Here is a 23,238-nt window from a genome sequence, read left to right as displayed (position 1 = left end):
GTCTTAAAGTTAGTCATTTATATTTAATAAGTTGTGTTACGCTTTCGCGAAAGCGTACTCCAAACCTATAAATTTGTATTTTACAAGCACCAAACCAATAGCAAATGAAACGCCTTAAACATTTCTTCTCATTATTTGTACTCCTCTTTCTTGTGTGGTTAAGCTTTAAATCGCTTTTGCCAGAGACGGCATCTTCTGGAGATGTACCACTCACTGAGTTCTCTACAGAACGTGCAATGAGCCAACTCAAAGTAATCTCTCAAAAACCTCACTATGTAGGGTCACCCGCACACGCAGAAGTGCGTGGGTATATTATAGATGAGCTTAAGAAACTAGGTCTTGAGCCTTCTGTGCAAGAGGGGTATGTACTAGACTCTTGGTGGGGATCAAGTACCTTAGTGAAGCCAAAAAACATAGTGGCACGTTATAAAGGAACCGGCACGGGTAAGGCAGTATTGTTAATGTCGCATTATGATAGTGCTCCACATAGTAAGTCTCACGGGGCGAGCGATGCGGGGTCTGGAGTGGTGACTGTGTTAGAAAGTTTAAGAGCCTATCTAGCAGCCGGAGTTGAGCCAGAAAATGATATTATCGTGCTATTTACAGACTCTGAAGAGTTAGGTCTAGACGGTGCTACGTTATTTGTAAAAGAACACCCTTGGGCAAAAGATGTGGGTATTGCCTTAAATTTTGAAGCTAGAGGCTCTTCTGGACCTTCTAATATGATTGTGGAGACTAATGGGGGTAATGAAAATCTTATTAAAGAGTTTGAGAAGGCTGGACTTGAGTACCCCGTGGCTACATCATTAATGTATAGTATTTATAAAATGCTACCTAATGATACAGACTCTACAGTGCTCCGTGAAGATGGTGATATACCAGGTTTTTTCTTTGCGTTTATAGACAGTCATTATAATTATCATACAGTAAATGATACTGCAGATAATCTTGACCCGCGCACACTTGAGCATCAAGGACAGTACTTATTGCCGCTTATCAAGCACTTTGCTCAAGTAGATTTATCTAGCATTAAATCTAGTGAGGATAGGGTATATTTTGACACACCACTACTTACTTTTGTTTCATATCCGTTTGCTTGGGTATTACCTATGGCTATTATTGCCTTGGTAGTGTTCATACTTTTATTAATTAAAGGTTTTAGAGATAAAAAGTTAAGGGGAGGTCCTGTAGGGCGAGGATTTTTAGCACTTTTTATTTCCCTAGGATGTGCTTTACTACTTCTACAAATATTTGTGTGGTTAATGCCATCATTATACCCTCAGTATAATGATATGTTACCAGTATTTATTTATAATGGTCACTGGTATACGATTGCTTTTGTGATGATGTCACTAGCGTTTAGCTTCGGCGTATATAGTCGTTTATGTAAACTAGAACATACAGCAAGTACTTATGTAGCCCCACTTGCTTTATGGGTTATTATAAATATGATGGTCGCTATATATCTTAAAGGGGCTGGCTACTTTATTATTCCATTATTATTTAGTCTTATTGCCTTTTTTGTAATGATTAAGCAAAAGAAACCAAGCGTTATATTAATGCTTTTACTGGTAGCGCCAGGAGTATTTGTTTTTTCACCATTAGTACAATTCTTTCCTGTAGGTTTAGGACCATCTGCATACTGGATTTCTATACTTTTTACAGTACTAGTATTTGGTTTATCATTACCAGTAATAGGCTATTATAAGAGTAAGCGCTTTTTAGGTTATATAGGTTTAATACTTACGTTTGTGTTTTTAGGAGTAGCACACGCAAAGTCTGATTATACACAGAAAAGACAGAAGCCTAATAGCTTATTATATTACCACAATGATAGTGATAGTAATGCTTACTGGGTCACCTATGATGATTATATAGATAGTTGGGTAGAGGGATATCTAGGGTCTAACCCCAAAGCTGCCAGTGAGTATATCACAAATGCTTCTGGAAGCAAGTATAATACTTCCTTTAGCTATGCAAAGGAAACCTCTGTTATAGACCTTGAAGAAACTATCATTATCAAAGAAAAAGATGAGGTTGTAGATGGAAATAGAGAGGTAACGTTGAGCATAAGACCACAGCGACGTATTAATAGAATACGCCTCTTTGCAGATAAGAATACGCCGTTTAAAATGCTATCATACAATAAAAAAGAATATAAGCCAGATAGCACGGCATCTTTATATAAGAAGAGATGGAGTAACGCTCTACTAAGTTATTATATGGGAGCAGATGAGGAGCTTGAATTTAGTTTTGTGGTGCCTGCCGGAGTAGATCCAAAAATAAGTTTTAGAGAATACTCTTTTGACTTATTAGAAAATTCAAAATTCACAGTATCTGCCAGACCAGAAACGATGATGCCTAAACCCTTTGTCTTAAATGATGCCATTATTATAGAGCGCGCGATTAACATAAATGAGCTGGCATTTGCCACTCCACAAAGTGACACACTACAGGTACAAGAATAGTACAGTATTTTAAAATCCCCGTGATAATGGGACACATATGACTAAAAGAATAACTATTGCAGGATTAGGCTGGTTAGGGCAACCACTAGCATCACATCTCAAATTATATGGTTACCAAGTAAAAGGTAGCGTCACAGATACAGAGAAGGCAAAAGCACTTACAAAAAGTGGCATTTCAGCTTACCCAGTTGTTATAGCAGAGGCTGGTGTGTCTGGACTAGTAGACACCTTGCTGATTGATACCGATGTGCTTATGATAATGATTCCTCCAGGGCTACGTAGAAATACTGGAGCAAATTATGCGCTTAAAATGGCTCATTTTTTACATCAAGTAGAAAAATCACAAATAGAAAAAGTCATCCTAGTAAGCAGTACCTCGGTATATGATGACTCACAGGGTGTAGTTACAGAAAAAGTCGCGCCTAGACCTGAGACTAACGCCGGTAAGCAATTACACGATGTAGAGCAAATTTTCTTTAATAACAGTGCTTTTAAGACCACCGTAGTACGCTTTGGAGGACTCTTTGGAGGTAGTAGAAACCCCGTTAAGTTTCTTGCCAGTCGTAAGGGGCTTACTAATGGTAAGGCTCCCGTAAATATGATTCATAGAGATGATTGTGTAGGCATTTTAATGGCTATTGTAAAGCAGGACGCCTTCGGCCATATTATAAATGCCGTTGCACCTAGCCACCCGTCAAAAAAGGACTATTATACACAGCAAGCACAAGAACTAGGTCTTGAGCCTCCAGAGTACATAGACGAGGATACAGCCACGTTTAAAGAGGTAAATAGTGTGGTTGTAAAACCCGTTTTGAACTACGAGTTTCAGGTTGATTTATAGATTGCTATAACCATTAAATAGTTTAAGTACGCTTTCGCGAAAGCATAAAAAAACCGTCCCTAATGAGACGGTTTTTTAAGTTTATAAAGTGTTTGTATTACCAAATACGCACTCTATCTTCTGGAGCTAGGTAATTTGCATCTCCTTCTTTTATATCAAATGCTTCATAAAAAGCATCTACATTAAGTAAAGGTTGTACAGCACGTACCATACCTGGAGAGTGTGGGTCTGTCTTGATTTGTGTTCTTAAAGCTTCATCACGGCTCTTAGTTCTCCATACGGTTGCCCAAGACATAAAGAAACGTTGTTCTGGCGTAAAGCCGTCTATGTTTTCTGGACGTCCATTTTCTGCATAGTATTTCTGAAGACCGTCATAAGCTCCTAGTACTCCTCCTAGATCACCTATATTTTCACCTAGTGTAAACTTACCGTTTACAAAAACGCTGTCTAGTACTTCTACATTGCTGTATTGTTCTGCAAGTGCATTACCACGTTTTGTGAAAGCTTCAAGGTCTGACTCTGTCCACCAGTTTTTTAGGTTTCCATCTGCATCGAAACGTGCTCCACTATCATCAAAGGCGTGTGAAATCTCGTGACCTATTACGGCACCTATACCTCCATAATTTACAGCCTCATCTGCCGTGTAGTTGTAAAATGGTGGCTGTAATATTGCTGCAGGAAAAACAATCTCATTGTTAAGCGGGTTGAAGTATGCATTAACCGTTTGTGGTGACATTCCCCACTTAGATTTATCTACAGGTTCACCTATATCTTCATAATTTTTAAGCTGACCCCATTTACCTACAGCTGTCATATTTTCAAAATAGGTCTTATCTGCAGACACCTCCATTGTAGAGTAATCTTCCCACTTGTCTGGATATGCAATCTTAACTGTAAATTTATCAAGCTTTTCGATTGCTTTTTCTTTAGTCTCTTCTCCCATCCAGTCTAAATTCTGGATACGGTTTTTGTAAGCATCAATCACGTTTGCAATCATTGTTTCTGCCTTTGCTTTTGCCTCTGGCGGAAACTTTGCATCTACATATAGTTGTCCTAAAGCTTCTCCTACGGTACCGTTTACAGTTGCAAGCGCACGCTCATCTGCTGGGCGTTGCTTTTTTGCACCGCTTAGGTATTTACTATAAAACTCCCAGTTTGCTGTTTCAACATCAGTACTTAGTCTACCGGCAGCACTATTAAAAGTATCCCAGCGTACGAGTGTTTTTATATCTTCAATAGATGTGTTATTTAAAAATTTGTCTAAGGCTGCAGTATACTTAAGCTGTGTTACCGTGAGGGTGTCAAATTCTTTTTTGATACCCAAGTCTTTGATCATCTTTTTAAGATCTACAGATGTTAGCATTGCATCTGCCTCTTCTACAGAACGTGGATTATTGAAGTTACGAGCATCACGGCTCTCTACTTTATCTAGTCTAGGTATAGCAAGTGCAGTTTCCATCTCAAGAATTTTTTCTGCAGCTGCTGTGGCATCTACTTCAGAGTCACCTAGCATTTGTAACATTCTTGAAATATGCTTTTTATACTCTACGCGTATCTCTTTAGACTTACTGTCTTCTAAGATGTAATAGTCACGGTCTGGAAGACCTAAACCATTTGCACCTAGATAAACAGTATTCATTGAGCTATCATTAAGATCTGCTCCAGCACCTATACTTAAAAATGGAGAAGATACTGCAGGGTTTGTAGCAAGTACGGTTTGTAACTCTGCGAGGTTTGTAACACCGGCAATATCATCTAGTGCTGGTTGTAATGGTTTTAATCCGGCTTCATTTCGCGCAAGCGTATCTAACTTTGTATTAAAGATTGCTAGTGCTTTTGCTTGGTCTGTGCCAGCAGTGTACTTCCCGCTTTTTTCTGCTTCATCAAGTATAGCAAGAACATCTGCATCTGTAGATTTACGTAGTACAGAAAAGCCTCCCCAGCTTGTACGATCATCAGGTATCTCTGTGTTTTTCATCCAAGAGCCATTTACGTAGTTGTAAAAGTCTTGATTAGGAGTTACGGAAGTATCCATATTTTCAAGTACGATACCTGGAATTTCTTCTGTTTTGGCTTCATCTTTTGGACCTTCTGTTTTACAACTTACTAGAGTAAGTGCACAAGAGGCTACAATTGCAGCCGATTTATAAAGTTTCATAGTGTTATGAGTGTTTGAAATTATATCTGAATAAGACGTTATTAATTTTGGATTGTTACAAAGTTAATAAAACAAAAAGCCCTCTTAAAAGAGGGCTTGATTAGTTAGTTGCGTATCAGCTTTTTGGTTATTTGCTTTGTACCTGTATTGAGTTTAAGTAAATATAAGCCGGTAGCAAATGAACTCATATCTAAGGGATAGTTTGTCTCACCCGCAGTGGTTGTAATAGGTTTTACAACTACCTTGCCTAAGATGTCATAAACTTCTATAGTAAGCGGAGTTCCTTGTGACCAGTTGATGTTAAAGACGCCATTTGAGGGGTTTGGGTGAATGCTAAGACCTGAAATAGAAACTTCATCTATAGCAAGTGGCTCAAGACCTATTTGTAAATCGTCTAATAATACACCTTCTCTCACCGTGTTCTGATCTGAGTGGAAAACAAATCTAAAAATCATACTTGTTTCTGAAGCAAAGGCAGTAAGGTCATAACTATACTCGTTAAGAGATGTGTCGTTGTCACCTGTCCACTGTGCTCCTGGGCAGTTAAAGCAGTTGTTACCCGGTAAGGTATCACTGTTATACCAATTAGGATCATTTGCTGTTCCTAATATATTCCAAGTAACGCCATTATCTGTAGTATACTCCATATACATAATATCCCAATCATTTTCTAGCTCAAAAGCCATCTGAAATGAAATTTGAGGTACTTCTAGTGCAGATATGTCATAACATTTAGTAGTTAAAAATTCTTTGATATTATCACCGTGATCACCAGCTAAGTTAGTCGCATATACATTCTGACCAGATGCTGCTTGATTAAGAGCTGGGCCCGAAGGGATCCCTCTTTGCCAGGTTGTGTTACTAGAGTCACAATTACTTGCATTACTATTTTCAGTAAGTACAAGAAGTGCATCTTCTTCTGTTTCAAAGTCATTAATAAGATCTCCTTCTCCTACTGCGTTTACGGCTAGAATGGTTCTTGAGTCATTATTATCTACTACTTGATCACCATTTAATATAACTTCTGCCACAAGCTCATATGTCCCTGTAGAGAGTCCTAGCACTGGTAGCTCAATTGTAGTAGACTCTTGTGATGCAAGCGATCCCGACCAATCTATTGAATTTGAAATACCACCAGCTTGATAATTTATGGTCGCAGTTGTAACTCCATCTGTACCACTATTTATAAAAGTAAGTTCTGTAGGGATTTCTTCACAAGAGAGGGCTTGATTACCTATAGGTGCTAATGAAGTAGTAGCGATATCTAGAGCTATGGGCTCTGTATCTATGTTAGTTTGCCAGATGCCACGACCGTAGGTAGCTGCCGTAAGAATACCATTAGACTCATTAATATCTAAGTCACGTACAGCAGTATTAGGTAATCCATTATCAAAGGTCTCCCAGTCGTTTGTAACATCATCATATCTCCAAACTCCAAGTGCTGTACCAAGATATAGTGGGTTTTCTGAGTGTAAGTTTTGATGTTTTATAACTAGTTTAGGAATGTTAGGTAATGAGCCGGTTATTTCGGTTGCTGTAATGTCTGTGCCTGTAATGTTTGCTTCATATACTTTACCTGAGGTTCCAGCGGTAACAATATATAATGTTGAGCTATCTCCATTTTTCACTTCAAGTGAAGATATATTATTTGAAAAGTTTGTCACAAAAGCAAAATTATCACCGCTGTTAGAACTTTTGTATAGTTGATTATCAACCGCTACATACATTACCTCTTCATCATTTGGGTCTGTCTCAAGGTAATCAATACGAGTGCCAAAAGACGATGAACGTTGTACCCAAGTATTAGAACAAAAATCTAATTCATAAAGACTAGTATATCCCGCATATAGTCTACTATCTTTTGCAAAGGCTAGAGGTGTTATCCAGTTACCATTTTCTGGAGCGTTAAAAGCTCCTGCGAGTGATGCTCCTCCATTATTTGAAAAATAAGGACCACCGCCACCTTGTATAAATCCGTAAACTCTGTTTGGGTCATTTGGATCAAATACATTCTCCATTCCATCTGCTCCATAATAGTTTTGCCATTGCTCGTTAAGGCGAGCATAACCACCGTTATCTTGTAATCCTCCAGAAATAAGAGAAGCGTCTGTAGCAGCTACATCTATTCTATAAAATTGTCCTATTGCTAGACCATCTGTAATGCTTGTAAAACTAGCGCCACCATCTGTAGATGTGTAAATACCACCATCACTCCCACAATAAAGAGTTCCGTTTATAAATCGTAGGTTATGAATATCTGCGTGGGTATATGCTGCTTGGTTTGGTGAACTCCAGTCGTTAAGTTGTGTGAAGTTTGCGCCACCATTAGTAGATTTCCATACATTGAGTATTCCTGTGTAAATTTCGTCTTCATTTGTGTCTGAAACGGCAAACGCCATATCAAACCAGGCTTGCGTACTCTGGAAAATATCTTGACCTCCAGTAAAAGTTTCTATAAAGCTATCTGCACTATCTGTAGATTTAAATATTGATCCAGAACCAAAACTTGAATCAGATCTAAATACATAGAGTACTTCTGGATTTGCTGGGGTTACATCTAGTACGAGTCTTGCTGCACCAGTAATGACTCCAGCAGATATGTTTGTCCAAGTTTCTCCAGCATCTAGAGATCTATAAACTCTATTTGAAGTAGCTGCATACAGCACATCAGAGCTTCCTGGTTTTACTTTTAAGTCATCAAAGTCGCCTGTGATTTTGTTTTCCCAAGTTAGACCACTATCTGTCGTTTTATAAACACCATCGCTAGTTGCAAGCCATAGTGTTTTATTGTCTGCAGGGTCAAAGTAAATCTCATTCATTGTTAAAGGAGAATTACTTTCATTAAGACCTGTGGTGTTCCAAGTAACGCCACCATCTGTAGATTTCATCACGCCTATACTTGTAGAGTCACCAGCATCATCATCACCAGTGGCAATGTATATGATATTACTATCGGTAGGATCAATAGCGATACCAGACACTCCTATTTGTGGTAGTTGGTCCGTAAGAGGTGTCCACGTTGCGCCTGTGTCTGTAGACTTCCAGATACCTCCAGCTGGAGCACCTATATAAATAACAGCAGGGTTTGCTGGGTCTACAGCCATCGCGTTTACACGCCCTTGGCCTGCAGACCAAGAGCCTGTATTAGTATGAGTAAGAGGGCCTATGTTTACCCAATCGCTTTCATCTGTTTGTGCCGCTCGTGAAGAGCTGTTTACTTCTTGCCATACGTCCCAAAGTTGCTTTTGAGTCATTACGGTACCATCATCATTAAGATAATTTTGGTGAAAAGATTCCCATCTTTTAAATGGTTTGTAACCGCTTCCTTTTACGGTCTCATCTTTGTCTTCCCAATACAGTTCAAAAGCATTTACAATTTCTTGAAAAGTGGGTTCTGTGGTTCGGTTAGGATTGTTAAAAGTTTCCATCCACGGGGCAGATGTACCTATTTGAGCAACAGATACTCCCGCAACTAGGCAAAGACCTAGTACTAGTAGTTTTTTCATTGTAGTTTTATTAGGCGATAAATATAATGCAGTAAAAGTATTTTACACAATTATTTCTCTATAAAACCAACAAAAAATCTACATAATATCAAGCAAACCTTTAAAAAGCTGAGATTTTAATAAAATAAACATCTTTTGCTTACTGTTTTTTGCGCATTTTCTCGATGTAGCGAGTGTCCCATTCACTTTTCATTTTGGTAAGCTCAGACACATTTTCATTAGGCACTGCAATAGATAAGACATAGTGGTGCACCTTCCAGTTGCCGTTTACTTTTTTTAGAACTCCAGAGCCTCTGCAAATCCCCATTTGTGTTTCTAAATGTTCATCAAACCAAGCAATACTTGGGTTTAATCCCTCTACATATACATTTCTATCTATAGCTTTGAATGACCAAGCACGACCTTTATCAAAATGAGGTTTTGAGTAATTTTTAAAAGACTCCACATCCCAAATTTCTGTTGCATCTGTTCCTACAAAAATTGCAGAGTCTGTCATCAAACCAAAATAAGCATCAAAATCTGCGTTAGATGCTGCTTGATGCCACGCATCTAAGGCTGTTGTGATAGATGTCTTAATAGAGTCATTATCTTGCGCAAGTGTAGTTGTAGTAATGCTTATAAGGACAAAAAGGGTAGCTATAAACTTCATAATTTACTGTATTTATTAATCTTTAAGAATTTCTTTTTCTTCCCCATCACCATCAGGCTCTTCATTCTCAAGTTTTATTTCTTCTAGTAAATCTCTAAAGCTTGTGTTGAACGCCTCATTAAGTTGTAAATTAAGATCCTGGTAAGCATTATGTAAATCTCCTATTTGCTTAGACAGTGTTTCTGAGTTTGGTTTGTTTAAAAAAGCTTCATTTTTAAGCACTTTCACCTTTGTCTCAATGGCAATGAGTCTTGCTTGTATTGCGTTAGACAATGTTTCTTGAGGAGCAACTTGCACCTCTGCCTCCTCTGCTTCTGCCTTTGCCTCATATAAGTTGTCAAATTTTTGAATCTTATTTTTTAAAACGCCCAGTGTAGGTATTTGTAAACTATCTATCGCTACAGATAGATCCCTGTATAAAGGCCAGTTTGCTACACCTTCTCTTGCTTGTGGTCTAAGGCCTATTTTAGGTTTAAGATTACTAGGTTTTGCTATAGATAAAGTGTCTTTTCCTAGTGTTTGCTCTTGGGTAGTGATTTCTTGAGGTGTTTGCTTTTCAGAGCAAGCATTTAGCATAAAAACCAAAATAAATAATAATAATACAGATAAATATCTCATAAAATATAGCGTAAAGACATAACAAAAGTAGGTCAAATGCATATATGTGAGCAATAATTATGACTAAGTTTGTCTACGCTTTCGCGAAAGCGTACTTCAAAACACACACAAATGAAATCAAGAATACTAATAATAGGAGCCTGTGGCCAGATAGGCACAGAACTTACACTCACCTTAAGAAATAGATTTGGTGCAGATAAAGTAGTTGCCAGCGATATACGCGAGGGTAATGAAGACATAATGGGTGAGGGGCATTTTGAACTACTAGATGCCACAGACCTTGCAGCAGTAGAAGATGTAATATTTAGATACAAGGTAGATACCGTGTACCTTATGGCAGCAATGCTTAGTGCTATTGCAGAGCGTTTTCCAGCAAAGGCCTGGCATCTTAATATGACCTCTTTATTTAACGTGCTTAACCTAGCAAAAGATAAGAAGGTAAAAAAAGTGTTCTGGCCATCTAGTATAGCTGTTTTTGGTGAAACTACACCAGCTCAAAATACACCACAACTCACCGTTATGGAGCCATCTACCGTGTATGGGATTTCAAAACAAACAGGAGAGCGCTGGTGTGAGTATTACCATAATAAATATGATGTAGATGTACGCAGCATACGTTACCCAGGCCTTATAAGTTATACAACAGAGCCAGGAGGTGGTACGACAGACTATGCTGTAGACATCTATCATAGAGCTCTTAAACACGGCCAGTACCGTAGCTTCCTTAATAAAGGAACAATATTACCTATGATGTATATGGATGATGCCATAAGAGCAACTATAGGCATTATGGATGCGCCAAAAAAGAATATAAAAGTACGCTCATCATACAACCTAGCCGGAGTAAGTTATGCCCCAGAAGATGTTGCAGCAAGTATACAAAAGGTAGTACCTAACTTTGAGATAAGCTACGAGCCAGACTTTAGACAGGCCATTGCAGACTCGTGGCCAGAGTCTATAGATGACAGTGTTGCGCGCAAGGATTGGGGCTGGGAGCATAAATTTGACCTAGATGCCATCACAAAAGTAATGCTCGATAATCTAGAAGAACGATATAAATAAGTACACTTACGTGAAAAAGAGAGACCTCCCCACAAAAGATTGTCCCGTTTGTAAACGTCCATTTACCTGGCGTAAAAAATGGGAAAAAAACTGGGCAGAGGTCATTTACTGCAGCGAGCGCTGCCGAAGAAATAAAAACAGTGCATAGAGAACAGCTCTTACAAGAATTATCATTTAAGGCTTCAAAAAGCAGTGGCCCGGGTGGACAGCACGCAAATAAAACAAGTTCTAGAATAGAGTTGAGCTGGTCGTTACCAGAAACCCTTGCATTTACAGAAGAAGAAATAGTGCGCCTTACTGATAAGCTCGCTCACAGACTCACTAAGGAAGGGGTGCTGCAGCTTGCTTCACAAGCATCACGTAGCCAGCATAAAAATAAAGAGGATGTCATAAAGCGCTTTTTCTCGCTACTAGAAGTGGCTATACAAGTTCCTAAAGTGAGAAAGAAGAAACGGCCTTCTAAACTTGCCAAGCTAAAACGCCTTAAAGCCAAAAAGGAACAGTCAGAAAAAAAGGCAAATCGCAAGCGACCAGAGTTTTAGAAGAACTGTTGTAAAATTAAAAGCCCTGTAAACAATGCGTTTACAGGGCTTTTAATTTTAAAATAGTGTAGATTACTCTACAATAAATTTTCCTTTCATAAGTCCTGAGTGACCTGGAAAGCTACATATAAAATCATAGGTTCCAGCCTCTGGTGCGGTAAAGGTTACAGTAGTAGACTGCCCACCACCTATCATCTTAGTATGAGCTATGATCTGATCTTCATTTGCAATCCAGTCACCAGCTTCACCAGTTGCTGCCGCCGCTGCCGAAAATTCTGGAATAGACGTTCCTGGCTTAAGTAGTACAAAGTTGTGACCCATTATTTTTTTATCAATTTTTCCTGTGTGACGTAGTGTAAGAGTCACTTCTTGACCAGCTTTAACTTTAAGTTCGCTCTTGTCATATTTCATCTGGTCATTTCCTGCAAGTGCAAGATTTACAGATTTTCCATCATCTTTTTTGGTTGTCTTTTTTGAGCCTATCTTTACGGTTTCTTTTTCGGCTTTTTTCTCTTCGCCGCCGCAGCTTATCATAAGTCCCGCAAGTGCAAGAGCAGCTATAATTCCTTTAAATTTCATAGTAGTTCAGTTTAGTTTAAGTTTCTAAAGATAATCAACAACAGCTTTTTACTCAATATAATTTTTAAAAAAGTCAAAGGTGCGTAACTCATTGTAGTAATACTCTCCTTTCATATAAAAGCCCACGTGCCCTCCGTGATCTGGCATTTCTAAATGTAAGATGTCAGACTGTTTTGCTTGTTCTATAGGATAGCAGTCACCGTGTAAAAAACTATCATTTTTTGCATTAAGGATAAGAGTAGGTACTTTAATATTTTTTATAAACTGAGCGCTACTTGCTTTTGCATAATAATCTAGTGCATCTTCAAACCCGTGAGCGGGCGCGGTGTATATATCGTCAAAAGATTGTAAACTATTAATTTTCTTATACGACTGCTTACTCATTTTCTCAGGAAAGCGAGACATTTTTTTTCGATACTTTGCACGTAAGTGTACTAAAAAGGAAGTGCGATAAATGACATTTTCTTTTTTTGATAATTGCTCAAGAGACATACGTAAATCTGCGGGTACACCTATGCAGGAGGCTACTTTAACTTCTGTAGGGATATTAGTATGCTCTCCTAGGTATTTTAAAACAGCATTACCTCCCAAGCTCACACCGTAGAGACCTATTTTTTCATATTTACGCTTAACAAGTGTTTCTACAATAAATGCAATGTCACCCGTTTCTCCACTGTGGTAAGACCGGTAGAGTCTATTTTGCACGCCGCTACAGCCCCGTAAATTTACAGCGGCAACATCATAGCCATTTGTGCTTAATAACTTTGCTGTGCCTAGCATATAAGGACGCTGTGCATCACCTTCTAAGCCGTGAAAGAGAACAGCCACCTTTTGATTTTTTCTTGAAACTCGAGCATTTGTCCAGTCTATATCTATAAAGTCACCATCGGGAAGTTCTAAACGCTCTCTAGACTGTTTAACCCCTTTTACACGCCTAATTTTTGCAGAGTAAATGGTAGAAAAATGAGCATCTTTAAATAGTCCGCTTGCGCGAAAATTTGATGAAACTATGGGCATTTAGGGTATGTAGCTTTAGATATTTAACATTTTGTAGTACAACATACTACTATCACAAAATTACATAATTATGAGAGGGTAATACCTATATATAGTCATTCTGTAAAAGCTTATTAAGATATTTTTATCGAAAACTACTGTACCTCAAAGAAGCGATTATTGTAATTTTACGACAAGACGGTATTGTCACAAACTTGATTTAATTAGAACAATTTATATATGTACACAAAAGAATTTGATATACGATGGAGTGATATAGATGCAAATCGCCACCTAGCAAACTCTGCTTACGTAAACTTTATGTCTCATACTCGTATGGGCTTTATGATAGAGAATGGTTTAAGCCAGAAGGAGATGGTGGAGTATAACATAGGGCCAGTGATTTTTCACGAGCAAATATTCTTTTTTAAAGAAGCCTTTCAAGGTAGACCTATCACTGTGACCTTTGAGTTAGGAGGAGCTAGTGAGGATGGTATGTTCTTTAAGTTTGTACATAACTTTTATGATTATAAAGGAAGAAACCTAGCTCGCGGAAGTATGCAAGGAGCTTGGATAGATCTTACCACACGTAAAACTACTGGCCTTCCAGAGGCATTAATGCCTATGCTCGAAAATGCCCCAAAAACACCAGACTATAAAGTCTTAACTAAAGAAGATATGAGATCTCACGGGCAGGCGCCTAGGGATAGAGAGTAATAAAAAAAAATTATAGGAGCAGTATGATGCTGCTCCTATAATGATACTGCTATTGTCCAGGCATATCATAAAAGAATTGCTCTTGAACAATTTTTCCATCCTTTACTTGATATACTGCTATTTCTGAAGATTTACTGCGTTGCCCGCTAGGCTTATGAGTAGTATCCATATCAAATCGTACAGAAAACCAGTTTTCTGCCACAGTAGGCTCACTTACAGTAGTGCTGTGTACATCAAAAGTATTTTCCCACCATTCTCCTTTTTTTCCTACAGCTTCCATACCCTCAGATCTTGAGTGTTCTGCCCACGATGGTTCGAGACTTACGATGTCTGGGCTGTAAAGTTCTTGATAGCACTTTGCATAATCTCCTTTATTACACCATTCTACTAGATTGTTTGCAATTTCTTGAGTTTTCATAATGAGTTGATTTTTAGATTGTTTGGTGTAAATATATGTATCTAAATACTGCTTTTGCTAGTCAAAACTTAAAATAAAAGTTAAATTTTTAACACAATTTGCTATATTGAAGGAGAATTTGAATGTCAAAAAGTTCAAGCACATACTACTAATTGATAGTGCACAAAGTTTATTTTTTAAACGGTGTATGTTGCTTATATTCTGTCATTTCGATTTGACGCACAAGAGGTTTAAATAACATATTTGCTGCCGTACGACGGTGTTTTATATAACACCGCAGTTGTTCTGGTACAGCACCTAGAGTACTTTTAATTTCAGATGCTGTTCTGCCCAAGTTGATTTCTTTCACCCCTAATGAGAGACCTTGTCTTATATAATCGTTAAGCATTCTTTGGTAGACGGCATCTGTTTTATTAAACTCGTAGTTGAGTCCTATAAAATGTGCATCAAGCACATCATCTACAATAAAAGCGGTTGAGAATCCCACAAGCATCCCATCTCTACTATAGGTTTTAAAAATGATACGGTCTTTAAAAGCATCTTTTAGTAGTGCATAGGTCTCTATAGTAATAGTTAGGGTATTAAAAACAGCCTTGCTAGTTACATTATTATATAGCAGCTGTAAGCTGTCTTTATTGCTTCTTATCTCTAATGCAGATAGCGATCGTACAGTAAGGTTATTGCTCAATGTATCTGCTCTATTAACCTTTACTCTATACTTAGATTTTAAGGCATTTTTATAACTGTCAAAGTCTTTCCACCTTACATGTAGCCTCATATTTGGTTCTACCGTAAAAGATTGAAAGTGTTCTTTTTCTGCGATGCTAGCAGATGCATCTTCGGTAGCATTAAAGTCCTTTAGGAAAAAGAGGCTTGGTTTTTTTGGTATAGAGAGCTTTTTTAGCTTTCGCGAAAGCGTATCATACACACTTCTTTTATCTATACCGGTTTTTACATAAAGACCATATGCACCGCTCAGAAAGATATTTCCACACACTAATATATGTGTTTTCTTTCCGCTTAGGTAGCATTGTATACTGCGTGCTAGTTGCTGGGTGAGTGGCACTTTCTCTGAAGCCATATCTAATGAGATATCTATTGCCTGGGTTATGGCAAGAGCTACGGGTTTGTCATTGAGAGAAAATAGAAGGTAGGTGTATGTAATAAGCGGGTTTGCCTTTTCAAACGCGTGTAAGAATGGTTTTGAAAAATACAAAGTGTCCTGACTCTCTAGTGTTATAAAAACACGATCATCTATATCATTTATACTTGAATATGATGTGCACGTATAATTAGACACTTGCTTTTTTTCGTTTTGTACTTAAATATACACCTAAGAAAATAAGCGAAGCTGCTACTACTCTTATAGTAGTGAGGGTGTCTGCTCCTAGTATAATAGCTACAAGCGTAGCTATGAGTGGTTGTAAATAGATAAAGGCTCCTATCGTAGAAGGTTTGAGCTGTCGCAGGGCAAATACATTAAATAGGTATGTTAAGTATGTGGTGCCTATTACTACAAACAGCATTACACCTATGACTGAAGGTGGTAAACTAGACCACTGTACTTCGAGAAATTGAGGTAAGGCAATGGGTGCGTTTGTAAATACTGCTATTAAGAAAAACCATTTCATAAGTGTTACCGAGGCATATTTGGCCGTGAGTGGCTTTACTAAAATTAGATAGACGGAGTAGGCAATGGCGTTAATTATAAACAGCGTGTTACCTAGGGGTATATTGGGCGCATTAGCTTGAGTTTTTGCGCCAAATAATATAAGAATAAGTGCTCCTACTAGGCCTATAGCAATACCAGAGGCTTTGAGCCAAGTGATTTTCTCTTTTAAGAATAAAGCAGATAGAATAAGAAGGATAACTGGAGATAGGGTGATGACCACACTACTGTTTATAGGAGTAGATAGCTGTAAACCCTTAAAAAACATAAGCATATTAATAGTCATCCCAAAAAGAGCACAAAGTATAATGCGCCACCAGTCTTTAGGGTCAATCTTTTCTGAGGGTAAAAACAAGCTTGTAATCCAGAATAGTATCGCTGCGCCTAGCACTCTAAGCATTATAAAACCATATGCTTCAATGTATGTGGGCATAAGATCTTTTGCCAGCGTGTGGTTTACACCATATATAAAACTAGCGCCAAAGGCAGCAAGAAATGCGAGATGACGCTTACTCATAGATTTTTATGCTTTTGAAAATGCCTCAACAGCAGCAGCAACCACCTTCTTGCTATTACCTACAAAAATTTGATTATCTACAATCATAATCGGGCGCTTTAAAAAAGTATAATGTTCAAGTATAAGATTTTTAAAATCTTCTTCAGAGAGAGATTGCTCGTTAAGACCACGTTTACGGTAGAGTTGTGCTCGTTTACTAAAAAGCGACTCATAACTACCGCTCATTTCTTTCATAGCCACAACTTGATCTTCTGTAAGAGGCTCGGTTTTAATGTCTTGTAATACAACGTCACTAGACGGGTTTATTTCAGAAATAATACGCTGGCAAGTGTTGCAAGTAGCTAAGTGTATGATTTTTTTCAAAATATGGTGGCTTATTAAATTACTTTACAAAATTACCATCTAACTCATCCAAAATGAATTATTTTTAGACAAAAATTACACATTATGACCTATACCTTTGATATCTGCCTTAAAAGTAGACAACTTTTAGAACGCTTTTTAAAAAGTCATACTACAGAGGAGCTTAACACAATTCCAGAGGGTTTTAATAATAACATTATATGGAATATAGGTCATAGCATCGCCACACAGCAACTTCTTACATACGGGCTGTCTGGGCTTAAAACTAAGCTTGATATGGCATTTATAGATCGCTATAGAAAAGGTACAAAACCAGAAGGGCTAGTTACTCAAGAAGAGGTGGCACAAATGCATACACTCTTGTTTACAACACTAGCAGAATTACAAGAAGATTATGAAGCCGGACTTTTTAAAGACTTTAAAGAATACACATTATCTACTACGGGCGGTACACTTACCAACGTCGGAGAAGCTCTGGAGTTTAATAATTATCACGAAGGTTTACACCTAGGGTGCGTTATACAGTTGTCAAAACTCGTTAAAAAGTAAGGTAACTCTCTGCTTCTTCCCAAGGTATAGTAACCACCATATTTTCAGATTGTATTGTATCTAGATCTATGTAATAAAGCACTACGCCTACATCTGTAAAACCAACTTCTTTAAGACTCTCATAAAACGTGGGATTGTTAAAGATATACTCCTGCTGTGGGTACTCTTTTGTGAAGTACGCTTTCGCGAAAGCGTAAAAATCTTCTGTAAATAGTGCTTCTTTTGATAATAGCTCTCCATTTTGTGGATTTAGGTTGAGGTAGCTTGCTGTGTCATACCCACTAGCACCACCAGAAAATTGATAGGTATAGTGCACAATAGAGAGTAAATTATTAGTCCCATATGAGAGCGCTGTTTCTATTTGAATTTCGTGAGCATCAGAGAGCTCAGTAGTTTCGGGATATGAAATTTGGGACTCATTAATGTATAAGTCTATTGCATCTGTTATAGTAAGGTCTGGCACTTCAGAAGCATTATACAAAATGGAAGTTGTCTTGTCAAGAATCCACTTATTTGCAATGTCCTTAACCGTCTCTGGCGAAGAGAAAGTAATAATGTCAATATCTATGTCTGGGCATTGCTGTGTTGCACATAAATCTATGTCGCTAGTGGTATAACGTGTGCTATTAGTTTCGTAAACAACTTCTTTCTCACAGCTCACGATAGAGATAGATAGTATAGTAAGTAGGAGGGGAGCCAGTATTTTTTTCATTAGATAAATGTAGGGTTAAGGCTGCAATAAAAAAAAGGCTACTCTTATAAGAGTAGCCTTTTAAAAAAGTTTAAGTTATAAAACTTATTGCTTCATAAACTTGTAAGTTCCTGTTTGACCTTCTGCAGTTACTTGTACTAAGTAAGCGCCAGTTTTAAGGTTAGAAACATCAATAGCATCAGAAAGTGCATTTACTCCCTTGTTTACTACTACTTGACCTAAAAGGTTATAAACTTTAACGCTAGAAATAGTAGAAGCTGCAGTCACATTTAATACGTTAGTCGCAGGGTTTGGAAACATTGAAAATCCGTCTAGTGAATTTGTTTCGGCAGATAGTACTCCTGTAATAGCAAAGGTATCTATACCTGCACCCCATCCCCAGTCACCTCCATTGTCATCGTAAGTATACCTTACTTGGAAGTCAGTATTAACATAATCTGTTAAGTCTATAGTTTCAGTTATAACACCACCAGTATTAGCATCATAAACTAATAGTGTGTTCCAAGCAGCCCCATCATAAGCTTCTACAGTAAATGTTTGATCTCCAAATTCTTGAAACCATACTTCATAAGTAAGAACAGCAGCTCCTTCACTTCCAGATAGGTCATATACAGCAGTTGTTATCGTTAGATTACTTGCGGCAGCCCCGTTTCCACATCCATCATCGTCATAAACAATTGCTGTCGAAGTAAAGTCATCTTGCGAACTTGGTGTTGTAGCAGTAAAAGCCCAGTCGCAATCACCCGTAACTGTTGTTAGTTCCCATCCATCTGGCGCAGTACCGTCATCAAATGTTTCAGAAACATCTTGTGCAGTCATTGAAATTGTAAAAAGTGCTAATGCACATAAAAGAGTAATTTTTTTCATACTAATATTGTTTAAGGTTATCAATGTGTTAAATATAAGTTATTTGTGCTAACAGGGCTTTTTTAACGTAGGTTAATTTGTTTTTTTTCGTTAAATGGTCATTAAATTGTAGGGTATTGTGAATAAAATCTTACAAAAGGCTTATTAACAAACGTTAGTATGTTAAATAGTTAGTTATTCCTTAATTATTTATTGTGCACTGCACTTTATCTTCCTACTTGAGTTAAGTAGCTTTGTTATATAAAAATCTCTCTATGAAATTTAATACTAAAACCATACACGGTAACCAGAAGCCAGATGCAGCTTATGGATCTGTGATGCAACCCATTTATCAGACATCTACTTATGCTCAACAGTCACCGGGTGATCATAAGGGATATGCCTACAGTAGATCTGCAAACCCTACACGTCACGCGCTTGAGCAATCTCTTGCAAGTATAGAAAATGGAGCATTTGGTATGGCATTTGCCTCTGGTGTGGCTGCGATAGATGCGGTAATGAAGCTACTTAAACCAGGAGATGAGGTTATCACAACAAACGATATCTATGGTGGTTCTTTTCGTTTATTTACTAAGGTTTATGAAGGTTATTGTATTACCTTCCATTTTGTAGATATGAGTGATATTAAAAATATCGAAACTCAAATCACAAATGATACAAAGATGATCTGGATGGAGTCTCCTACAAACCCGATGATGAACATTTTTGACATACAAGCCGCGGCCAAACTTGCAAATGAAAATAACATACTCCTTGCTGTAGATAATACCTTTGCGACACCTTACCTGCAAAACCCTCTAGATCTTGGGGCGCATATTGTGATGCATAGTGCTACAAAATACTTAGGAGGTCACAGTGATCTAGTAATGGGAGCACTTATCGTAAATGAAAAGACGCTAGCAGAAAGGCTTTACTTTATACAAAATGCGTCTGGCGCTATATGCGGTCCTCAAGATGCTTTTCTCGCACTGCGCGGTATAAAAACATTGCACGTACGTATGGAAAGGCATTGTCAAAACGGGCGTGCAATTGCCCATTATCTTAAAAATCACTCTAAAGTAGAAAAGGTGTACTGGCCAGGTTTTGAAGACCACCCTAGCCACCATATTGCTAAGAGACAAATGAATGATTTTGGGGGGATGTTATCATTTTCCACATATGGAGATAGTACAGAAGATGCACTCAAGGTTATAAAAAATTTAAAAATCTTTACTCTCGCCGAAAGTCTAGGAGGTGTAGAAAGTCTAGCCGGTCACCCAGCCACAATGACGCACGCTGCAATACCTAAAGAAGATAGGCTTAAAATAGGTTTAACAGATTCTTTAATACGACTAAGCGTCGGGATAGAAGATGTAGATGATTTAATAGAAGATCTTGAGCAGGCTCTTGAGTAGTATTCCGCTTTCGCGAAAGCGTAACTCTCCACCTTATCAGTATTTTAATCTAGGTAATAGATATACCCTACATTCATCCAGAATATCCAGTCGTTTACTCTGTTTACAGGTCTTGGGTCTGGATTAAGTCCATCTACCCAGTTTGAAGTGTAGTAGTGCCATCTCAAATCAATATTAAGATCACTTAGAATACCTAATTTATAACGAGTACCTACACTCCAAGTTATTGCCCAAGTATCACCCACACGGGTGTCAATACCTGTACCCATCTGTCCTTCACCTACATTAAAACCTTCTATAATAGCTGGTCCCGTATCTGTAGGATCTGTTGTAAAAGGATTGAGTACTTGTCCAAAGATATTACCATCCTCACGTAGTGAAGTTGTAGCACTAGGATTAAAAGAAACAAAGTGAGCTCCTACACTTACATATGGAGCAAACTTATAGGCCCCAGCAGAGAAGTCACGTATGCTCATAGGGAAGTATTCTAGTTGTGAACCTATCTCTAGTACTTGAGTTCTTCCTTTATGTGCGCGTAATCGCATACCTCCAAAATCGTTATCACTCGCCTCTGGGCCAAAGTTGTCTAAGTTTGTTATATGGAAGTCTATCTCGTTTCGTACCTTAAAGTGATCATTAAAGTAGGTGTACTTTGAATAACAGTTACAGTCTGCTTGATAGGCAAAGTTTAGGTAGTGCACTATTCCCACACCAAAGCCTACATTACCAAGGTTGGTCTCAACATTACTACGCTCTCCATAATCAGATTGAAACGCAACTGGACCGGCTATAACGCCAAGTTCGTGTGAAAACCCAAACTGAGCATTTAAGCCCTGCTGTGTGATCACCATTAATAATAATGCCAGTAGTAGGTACTTGGCTCTCATAAGTAGGTAATTAGGTGAGCAAATATATAAAAATATGTCAAACATCGAGTTTTTTGAGTTAAAATGATATTTCACGTAAGTGTAATCTTACAATTATATATTTAATTATGATATTCTAAAAAAAACACGCTAAAAATCAAGGATAATGTATATTTGTAGCTCTAACAGAACAATGTTTAAAGCATTGTCATAATAGATACCTTTTATGTCAGACAGCATTAAAAAATTTGTCGATTATGTTGCTCAGAGCAACCCAAATGAACCAGAATTTATGCAGGCAGTCCACGAGGTGGCAGAAACTGTAATTCCTTTTATAGAAAAAAATCCAAAATACCAGGGTAAGAAACTCTTAGAGCGTATGGTTGAGCCAGAGCGCACTATTATGTTTAGAGTGCCTTGGACAGATGATTCTGGAGAGATTCAAGTAAATAGAGGATACCGTGTAGAGTTTAACAGCGCTATAGGGCCATATAAAGGAGGACTTCGTTTTCACCCTTCTGTAAACTTGAGTATTCTTAAGTTTTTAGGGTTTGAGCAAGTGTTTAAAAACAGTCTTACTACATTACCTATGGGTGGTGGTAAAGGAGGATCTGACTTTAACCCAAAGGGAAAGTCAGATGCAGAGGTAATGCGTTTTTGCCAGAGCTTTATGAGCGAGCTAGCTCGTCACATAGGTCCTAACACAGACGTACCTGCTGGAGATATAGGAGTAGGCGGTCGTGAGATAGGCTATATGTTTGGACAGTACAAGAGACTTCGTAATGAGTTTACAGGAGTACTTACAGGTAAAGGTCTTACTTATGGAGGTTCATTAATGCGTCCAGAAGCAACCGGTTATGGTGATGTATACTTTGCACAAAGTATGCTTAAGACTAAAGGTGAAACTTTTGAAGGCAAAGCAGTAGCAGTTTCTGGATCTGGAAACGTTGCTCAATATGCTACAGAGAAAGTTACTCAACTAGGTGGTAAAGTAGTGACTATGTCAGACTCTGGAGGTTACATTTATGATAAAGACGGTATAGATGCAGATAAGCTTGCGTTTATTATGGATCTTAAAAATGTAAAACGTGGTCGTATAAGCGAGTATGTAGATACATACACAAGTGCAGAGTATCACGAGGGACAAAGACCTTGGTCTACTAAGGTAGATGTTGCACTTCCTTGTGCTACACAAAATGAACTTAATGGAGATGAGGCAAAAACACTAGTAGATAACGGATGTATATGCGTTGCCGAAGGTGCAAATATGCCTTGTACGCCAGAAGCTATAGAAGTTTTCCATAAAGCAAAAATTCTTTTCTCACCTGGAAAAGCATCAAACGCAGGAGGTGTTGCGACATCTGGACTAGAAATGTCTCAAAACAGTTTACGTTTTAACTGGACTGCTGAAGAGGTAGATCAAAAACTTCACAAGATTATGCTAGACATACACGAAGCGTGTGTAGAGTATGGAAAAGATGAAGACGGTTATGTAGACTATGTAAAAGGAGCAAACGTTGCCGGATTTGTAAAGGTGGCAGATGCTATGCTAGCTCAAGGAGTGGTATAGTAAGTCACACATATAATATAATATTACAATCAGACAGCTCAGGCTGTCTGATTTTTTTATGGGTAGTAGTACGCTTTCGCGAAAGCGTAATCAAGAAACCTAACTATCTTATGCATAACCTAGCTCCATTTCTGTGCTCAAAGCAATAATTGTACATTTGGTCGTTTTATACAAATA

22 protein-coding genes are annotated in these 23,238 nt (G+C 38.0%); 9 read left to right on the top strand and 13 right to left on the bottom strand.

Going from position 1 to position 23,238, the window contains the following annotated elements; genetic code table 11:
* Positions 1-104 precede the first annotated feature (104 nt).
* Together ABVM49_RS04050 and ABVM49_RS04045 are read left to right on the top strand one after the other, a co-directional pair.
* Entirely contained in the window at positions 105-2,468 is a 2,364-nt protein-coding gene (locus tag ABVM49_RS04050) for a M28 family peptidase (protein WP_405203150.1), read from the top strand.
* Positions 2,469-2,505: 37 nt separating this feature from the next.
* The gene (locus tag ABVM49_RS04045; protein WP_405203148.1) at positions 2,506-3,309 is read left to right on the top strand and encodes an NAD(P)H-binding protein; all 804 of its coding nucleotides are present in this window, start codon (positions 2,506-2,508) and stop codon (positions 3,307-3,309) included.
* 97 nt (positions 3,310-3,406) lie between these two features.
* On the opposite strand, the gene ABVM49_RS04040 is transcribed toward ABVM49_RS04045, so the two are convergent.
* The 4 genes from ABVM49_RS04040 to ABVM49_RS04025 form a co-directional block, all read right to left on the bottom strand.
* Positions 3,407-5,467 (bottom strand): M13 family metallopeptidase, encoded by a 2,061-nt coding sequence (locus ABVM49_RS04040; protein WP_405203147.1) that lies wholly within the window; start codon positions 5,465-5,467, stop codon positions 3,407-3,409.
* Between the two features lie 104 nt (positions 5,468-5,571).
* A complete protein-coding gene (locus ABVM49_RS04035; RefSeq protein ID WP_405203146.1) occupies positions 5,572-8,973 on the bottom strand; it encodes a T9SS type A sorting domain-containing protein in 3,402 nt (1,133 codons plus the stop codon).
* Between the two features lie 139 nt (positions 8,974-9,112).
* A complete protein-coding gene (locus tag ABVM49_RS04030; protein WP_405203145.1) occupies positions 9,113-9,622 on the bottom strand; it encodes a nuclear transport factor 2 family protein in 510 nt (169 codons plus the stop codon).
* Between the two features lie 15 nt (positions 9,623-9,637).
* The gene (locus tag ABVM49_RS04025; protein WP_405203144.1) at positions 9,638-10,240 is read right to left on the bottom strand and encodes a hypothetical protein; all 603 of its coding nucleotides are present in this window, start codon (positions 10,238-10,240) and stop codon (positions 9,638-9,640) included.
* Positions 10,241-10,351: 111 nt separating this feature from the next.
* On the opposite strand from ABVM49_RS04025, the gene ABVM49_RS04020 reads away from it, so the two are divergent.
* Genes ABVM49_RS04020 through arfB form a run of 3 tightly spaced genes read left to right on the top strand, consistent with a single transcriptional unit; the run spans position 10,352 to position 11,844 of the window.
* Positions 10,352-11,302 (top strand): NAD-dependent epimerase/dehydratase family protein, encoded by a 951-nt coding sequence (locus tag ABVM49_RS04020; RefSeq protein WP_405203143.1) that lies wholly within the window; start codon positions 10,352-10,354, stop codon positions 11,300-11,302.
* A gap of 10 nt (positions 11,303-11,312) precedes the next feature.
* Positions 11,313-11,450 carry a DUF2256 domain-containing protein gene (locus ABVM49_RS04015; RefSeq protein ID WP_084811657.1) on the top strand — a complete coding sequence of 46 codons (138 nt, stop codon included), beginning with the start codon at positions 11,313-11,315 and terminating at the stop codon, positions 11,448-11,450.
* Positions 11,443-11,844: an alternative ribosome rescue aminoacyl-tRNA hydrolase ArfB gene (gene arfB, locus ABVM49_RS04010; RefSeq protein WP_035328931.1), complete on the top strand. Its 402-nt coding sequence runs from the start codon at positions 11,443-11,445 to the stop codon at positions 11,842-11,844. Before ABVM49_RS04015 ends, arfB begins: the two co-directional genes overlap by 8 nt.
* A gap of 72 nt (positions 11,845-11,916) precedes the next feature.
* Here the strand turns inward: arfB and azu are convergent, their stop codons facing one another.
* Positions 11,917-12,423 carry an azurin gene (gene azu / locus ABVM49_RS04005; RefSeq protein ID WP_035326473.1) on the bottom strand — a complete coding sequence of 169 codons (507 nt, stop codon included), beginning with the start codon at positions 12,421-12,423 and terminating at the stop codon, positions 11,917-11,919.
* Positions 12,424-12,471: 48 nt separating this feature from the next.
* Positions 12,472-13,440: a YheT family hydrolase gene (locus ABVM49_RS04000; RefSeq protein ID WP_405203142.1), complete on the bottom strand. Its 969-nt coding sequence runs from the start codon at positions 13,438-13,440 to the stop codon at positions 12,472-12,474.
* 219 nt (positions 13,441-13,659) lie between these two features.
* Here ABVM49_RS04000 and ABVM49_RS03995 point away from each other — a divergent pair, with 219 nt between their 5' ends.
* On the top strand, positions 13,660-14,136 hold the full coding sequence (locus ABVM49_RS03995; protein ID WP_038598374.1) for a thioesterase family protein: 477 nt from the start codon (positions 13,660-13,662) through the stop codon (positions 14,134-14,136).
* Positions 14,137-14,185: 49 nt separating this feature from the next.
* Here ABVM49_RS03995 and ABVM49_RS03990 read toward each other — a convergent pair whose 3' ends face one another.
* The 4 genes from ABVM49_RS03990 to ABVM49_RS03975 form a co-directional block, all read right to left on the bottom strand.
* A complete protein-coding gene (locus tag ABVM49_RS03990) occupies positions 14,186-14,554 on the bottom strand; it encodes a SnoaL-like domain-containing protein (RefSeq protein ID WP_375251782.1) in 369 nt (122 codons plus the stop codon).
* Positions 14,555-14,723: 169 nt separating this feature from the next.
* Complete coding sequence (locus tag ABVM49_RS03985) at positions 14,724-15,854, bottom strand: hypothetical protein (RefSeq protein WP_405203141.1); 1,131 nt, start codon at positions 15,852-15,854, stop codon at positions 14,724-14,726.
* The gene (locus tag ABVM49_RS03980) at positions 15,847-16,740 is read right to left on the bottom strand and encodes a DMT family transporter (RefSeq protein WP_405203140.1); all 894 of its coding nucleotides are present in this window, start codon (positions 16,738-16,740) and stop codon (positions 15,847-15,849) included. Before ABVM49_RS03980 ends, ABVM49_RS03985 begins: the two co-directional genes overlap by 8 nt.
* A gap of 6 nt (positions 16,741-16,746) precedes the next feature.
* Complete coding sequence (locus ABVM49_RS03975; RefSeq protein ID WP_405203139.1) at positions 16,747-17,103, bottom strand: arsenate reductase family protein; 357 nt, start codon at positions 17,101-17,103, stop codon at positions 16,747-16,749.
* An 84-nt stretch (positions 17,104-17,187) separates the two neighbouring features.
* On the opposite strand from ABVM49_RS03975, the gene ABVM49_RS03970 reads away from it, so the two are divergent.
* Complete coding sequence (locus ABVM49_RS03970) at positions 17,188-17,652, top strand: DinB family protein (RefSeq protein WP_038598384.1); 465 nt, start codon at positions 17,188-17,190, stop codon at positions 17,650-17,652.
* Here the strand turns inward: ABVM49_RS03970 and ABVM49_RS03965 are convergent.
* Together ABVM49_RS03965 and ABVM49_RS03960 are read right to left on the bottom strand one after the other, a co-directional pair.
* On the bottom strand, positions 17,642-18,364 hold the full coding sequence (locus ABVM49_RS03965) for a hypothetical protein (RefSeq protein ID WP_405203138.1): 723 nt from the start codon (positions 18,362-18,364) through the stop codon (positions 17,642-17,644). The two genes, ABVM49_RS03970 and ABVM49_RS03965, sit on opposite strands and share 11 nt — an antisense overlap.
* A gap of 84 nt (positions 18,365-18,448) precedes the next feature.
* A complete protein-coding gene (locus ABVM49_RS03960) occupies positions 18,449-19,231 on the bottom strand; it encodes a T9SS type A sorting domain-containing protein (RefSeq protein WP_405203137.1) in 783 nt (260 codons plus the stop codon).
* 254 nt (positions 19,232-19,485) lie between these two features.
* Here ABVM49_RS03960 and ABVM49_RS03955 point away from each other — a divergent pair, with 254 nt between their 5' ends.
* Entirely contained in the window at positions 19,486-20,625 is a 1,140-nt protein-coding gene (locus tag ABVM49_RS03955) for a cystathionine gamma-synthase (RefSeq protein ID WP_405203136.1), read from the top strand.
* A gap of 44 nt (positions 20,626-20,669) precedes the next feature.
* Here ABVM49_RS03955 and ABVM49_RS03950 read toward each other — a convergent pair whose 3' ends face one another.
* Positions 20,670-21,512 (bottom strand): THC0290_0291 family protein, encoded by an 843-nt coding sequence (locus ABVM49_RS03950; protein WP_405203135.1) that lies wholly within the window; start codon positions 21,510-21,512, stop codon positions 20,670-20,672.
* Positions 21,513-21,717: 205 nt separating this feature from the next.
* Between ABVM49_RS03950 and gdhA the strand changes: the two genes are divergently transcribed.
* Positions 21,718-23,061 (top strand): NADP-specific glutamate dehydrogenase, encoded by a 1,344-nt coding sequence (gene gdhA, locus ABVM49_RS03945; protein WP_405203134.1) that lies wholly within the window; start codon positions 21,718-21,720, stop codon positions 23,059-23,061.
* Positions 23,062-23,238 lie beyond the last annotated feature (177 nt).

The organism is Dokdonia sp. LLG6352-1 (assembly GCF_045055815.1).
GTDB classification, from domain to species: domain Bacteria; phylum Bacteroidota; class Bacteroidia; order Flavobacteriales; family Flavobacteriaceae; genus Dokdonia; species Dokdonia donghaensis.
The sequence above is the reverse complement of the archived record's forward strand: the minus strand, read 5'-3'. Positions and strand labels throughout refer to the sequence as shown.

Coding starts and splice junctions, on each gene's coding strand:
- ABVM49_RS04050 (WP_405203150.1), top strand. CDS start 105: ATGAAACGCCTTAAACATTTCTTCTCATTATTTGTACTCCTCTTTCTT.
- ABVM49_RS04045 (WP_405203148.1), top strand. CDS start 2,506: ATGACTAAAAGAATAACTATTGCAGGATTAGGCTGGTTAGGGCAACCA.
- ABVM49_RS04040 (WP_405203147.1), bottom strand. CDS start 5,467: ATGAAACTTTATAAATCGGCTGCAATTGTAGCCTCTTGTGCACTTACT.
- ABVM49_RS04035 (WP_405203146.1), bottom strand. CDS start 8,973: ATGAAAAAACTACTAGTACTAGGTCTTTGCCTAGTTGCGGGAGTATCT.
- ABVM49_RS04030 (WP_405203145.1), bottom strand. CDS start 9,622: ATGAAGTTTATAGCTACCCTTTTTGTCCTTATAAGCATTACTACAACT.
- ABVM49_RS04025 (WP_405203144.1), bottom strand. CDS start 10,240: ATGAGATATTTATCTGTATTATTATTATTTATTTTGGTTTTTATGCTA.
- ABVM49_RS04020 (WP_405203143.1), top strand. CDS start 10,352: ATGAAATCAAGAATACTAATAATAGGAGCCTGTGGCCAGATAGGCACA.
- azu (WP_035326473.1), bottom strand. CDS start 12,423: ATGAAATTTAAAGGAATTATAGCTGCTCTTGCACTTGCGGGACTTATG.
- ABVM49_RS04000 (WP_405203142.1), bottom strand. CDS start 13,440: ATGCCCATAGTTTCATCAAATTTTCGCGCAAGCGGACTATTTAAAGAT.
- ABVM49_RS03995 (WP_038598374.1), top strand. CDS start 13,660: ATGTACACAAAAGAATTTGATATACGATGGAGTGATATAGATGCAAAT.
- ABVM49_RS03990 (WP_375251782.1), bottom strand. CDS start 14,554: ATGAAAACTCAAGAAATTGCAAACAATCTAGTAGAATGGTGTAATAAA.
- ABVM49_RS03980 (WP_405203140.1), bottom strand. CDS start 16,740: ATGAGTAAGCGTCATCTCGCATTTCTTGCTGCCTTTGGCGCTAGTTTT.
- ABVM49_RS03970 (WP_038598384.1), top strand. CDS start 17,188: ATGACCTATACCTTTGATATCTGCCTTAAAAGTAGACAACTTTTAGAA.
- ABVM49_RS03965 (WP_405203138.1), bottom strand. CDS start 18,364: ATGAAAAAAATACTGGCTCCCCTCCTACTTACTATACTATCTATCTCT.
- ABVM49_RS03960 (WP_405203137.1), bottom strand. CDS start 19,231: ATGAAAAAAATTACTCTTTTATGTGCATTAGCACTTTTTACAATTTCA.
- ABVM49_RS03955 (WP_405203136.1), top strand. CDS start 19,486: ATGAAATTTAATACTAAAACCATACACGGTAACCAGAAGCCAGATGCA.
- ABVM49_RS03950 (WP_405203135.1), bottom strand. CDS start 21,512: ATGAGAGCCAAGTACCTACTACTGGCATTATTATTAATGGTGATCACA.
- gdhA (WP_405203134.1), top strand. CDS start 21,718: ATGTCAGACAGCATTAAAAAATTTGTCGATTATGTTGCTCAGAGCAAC.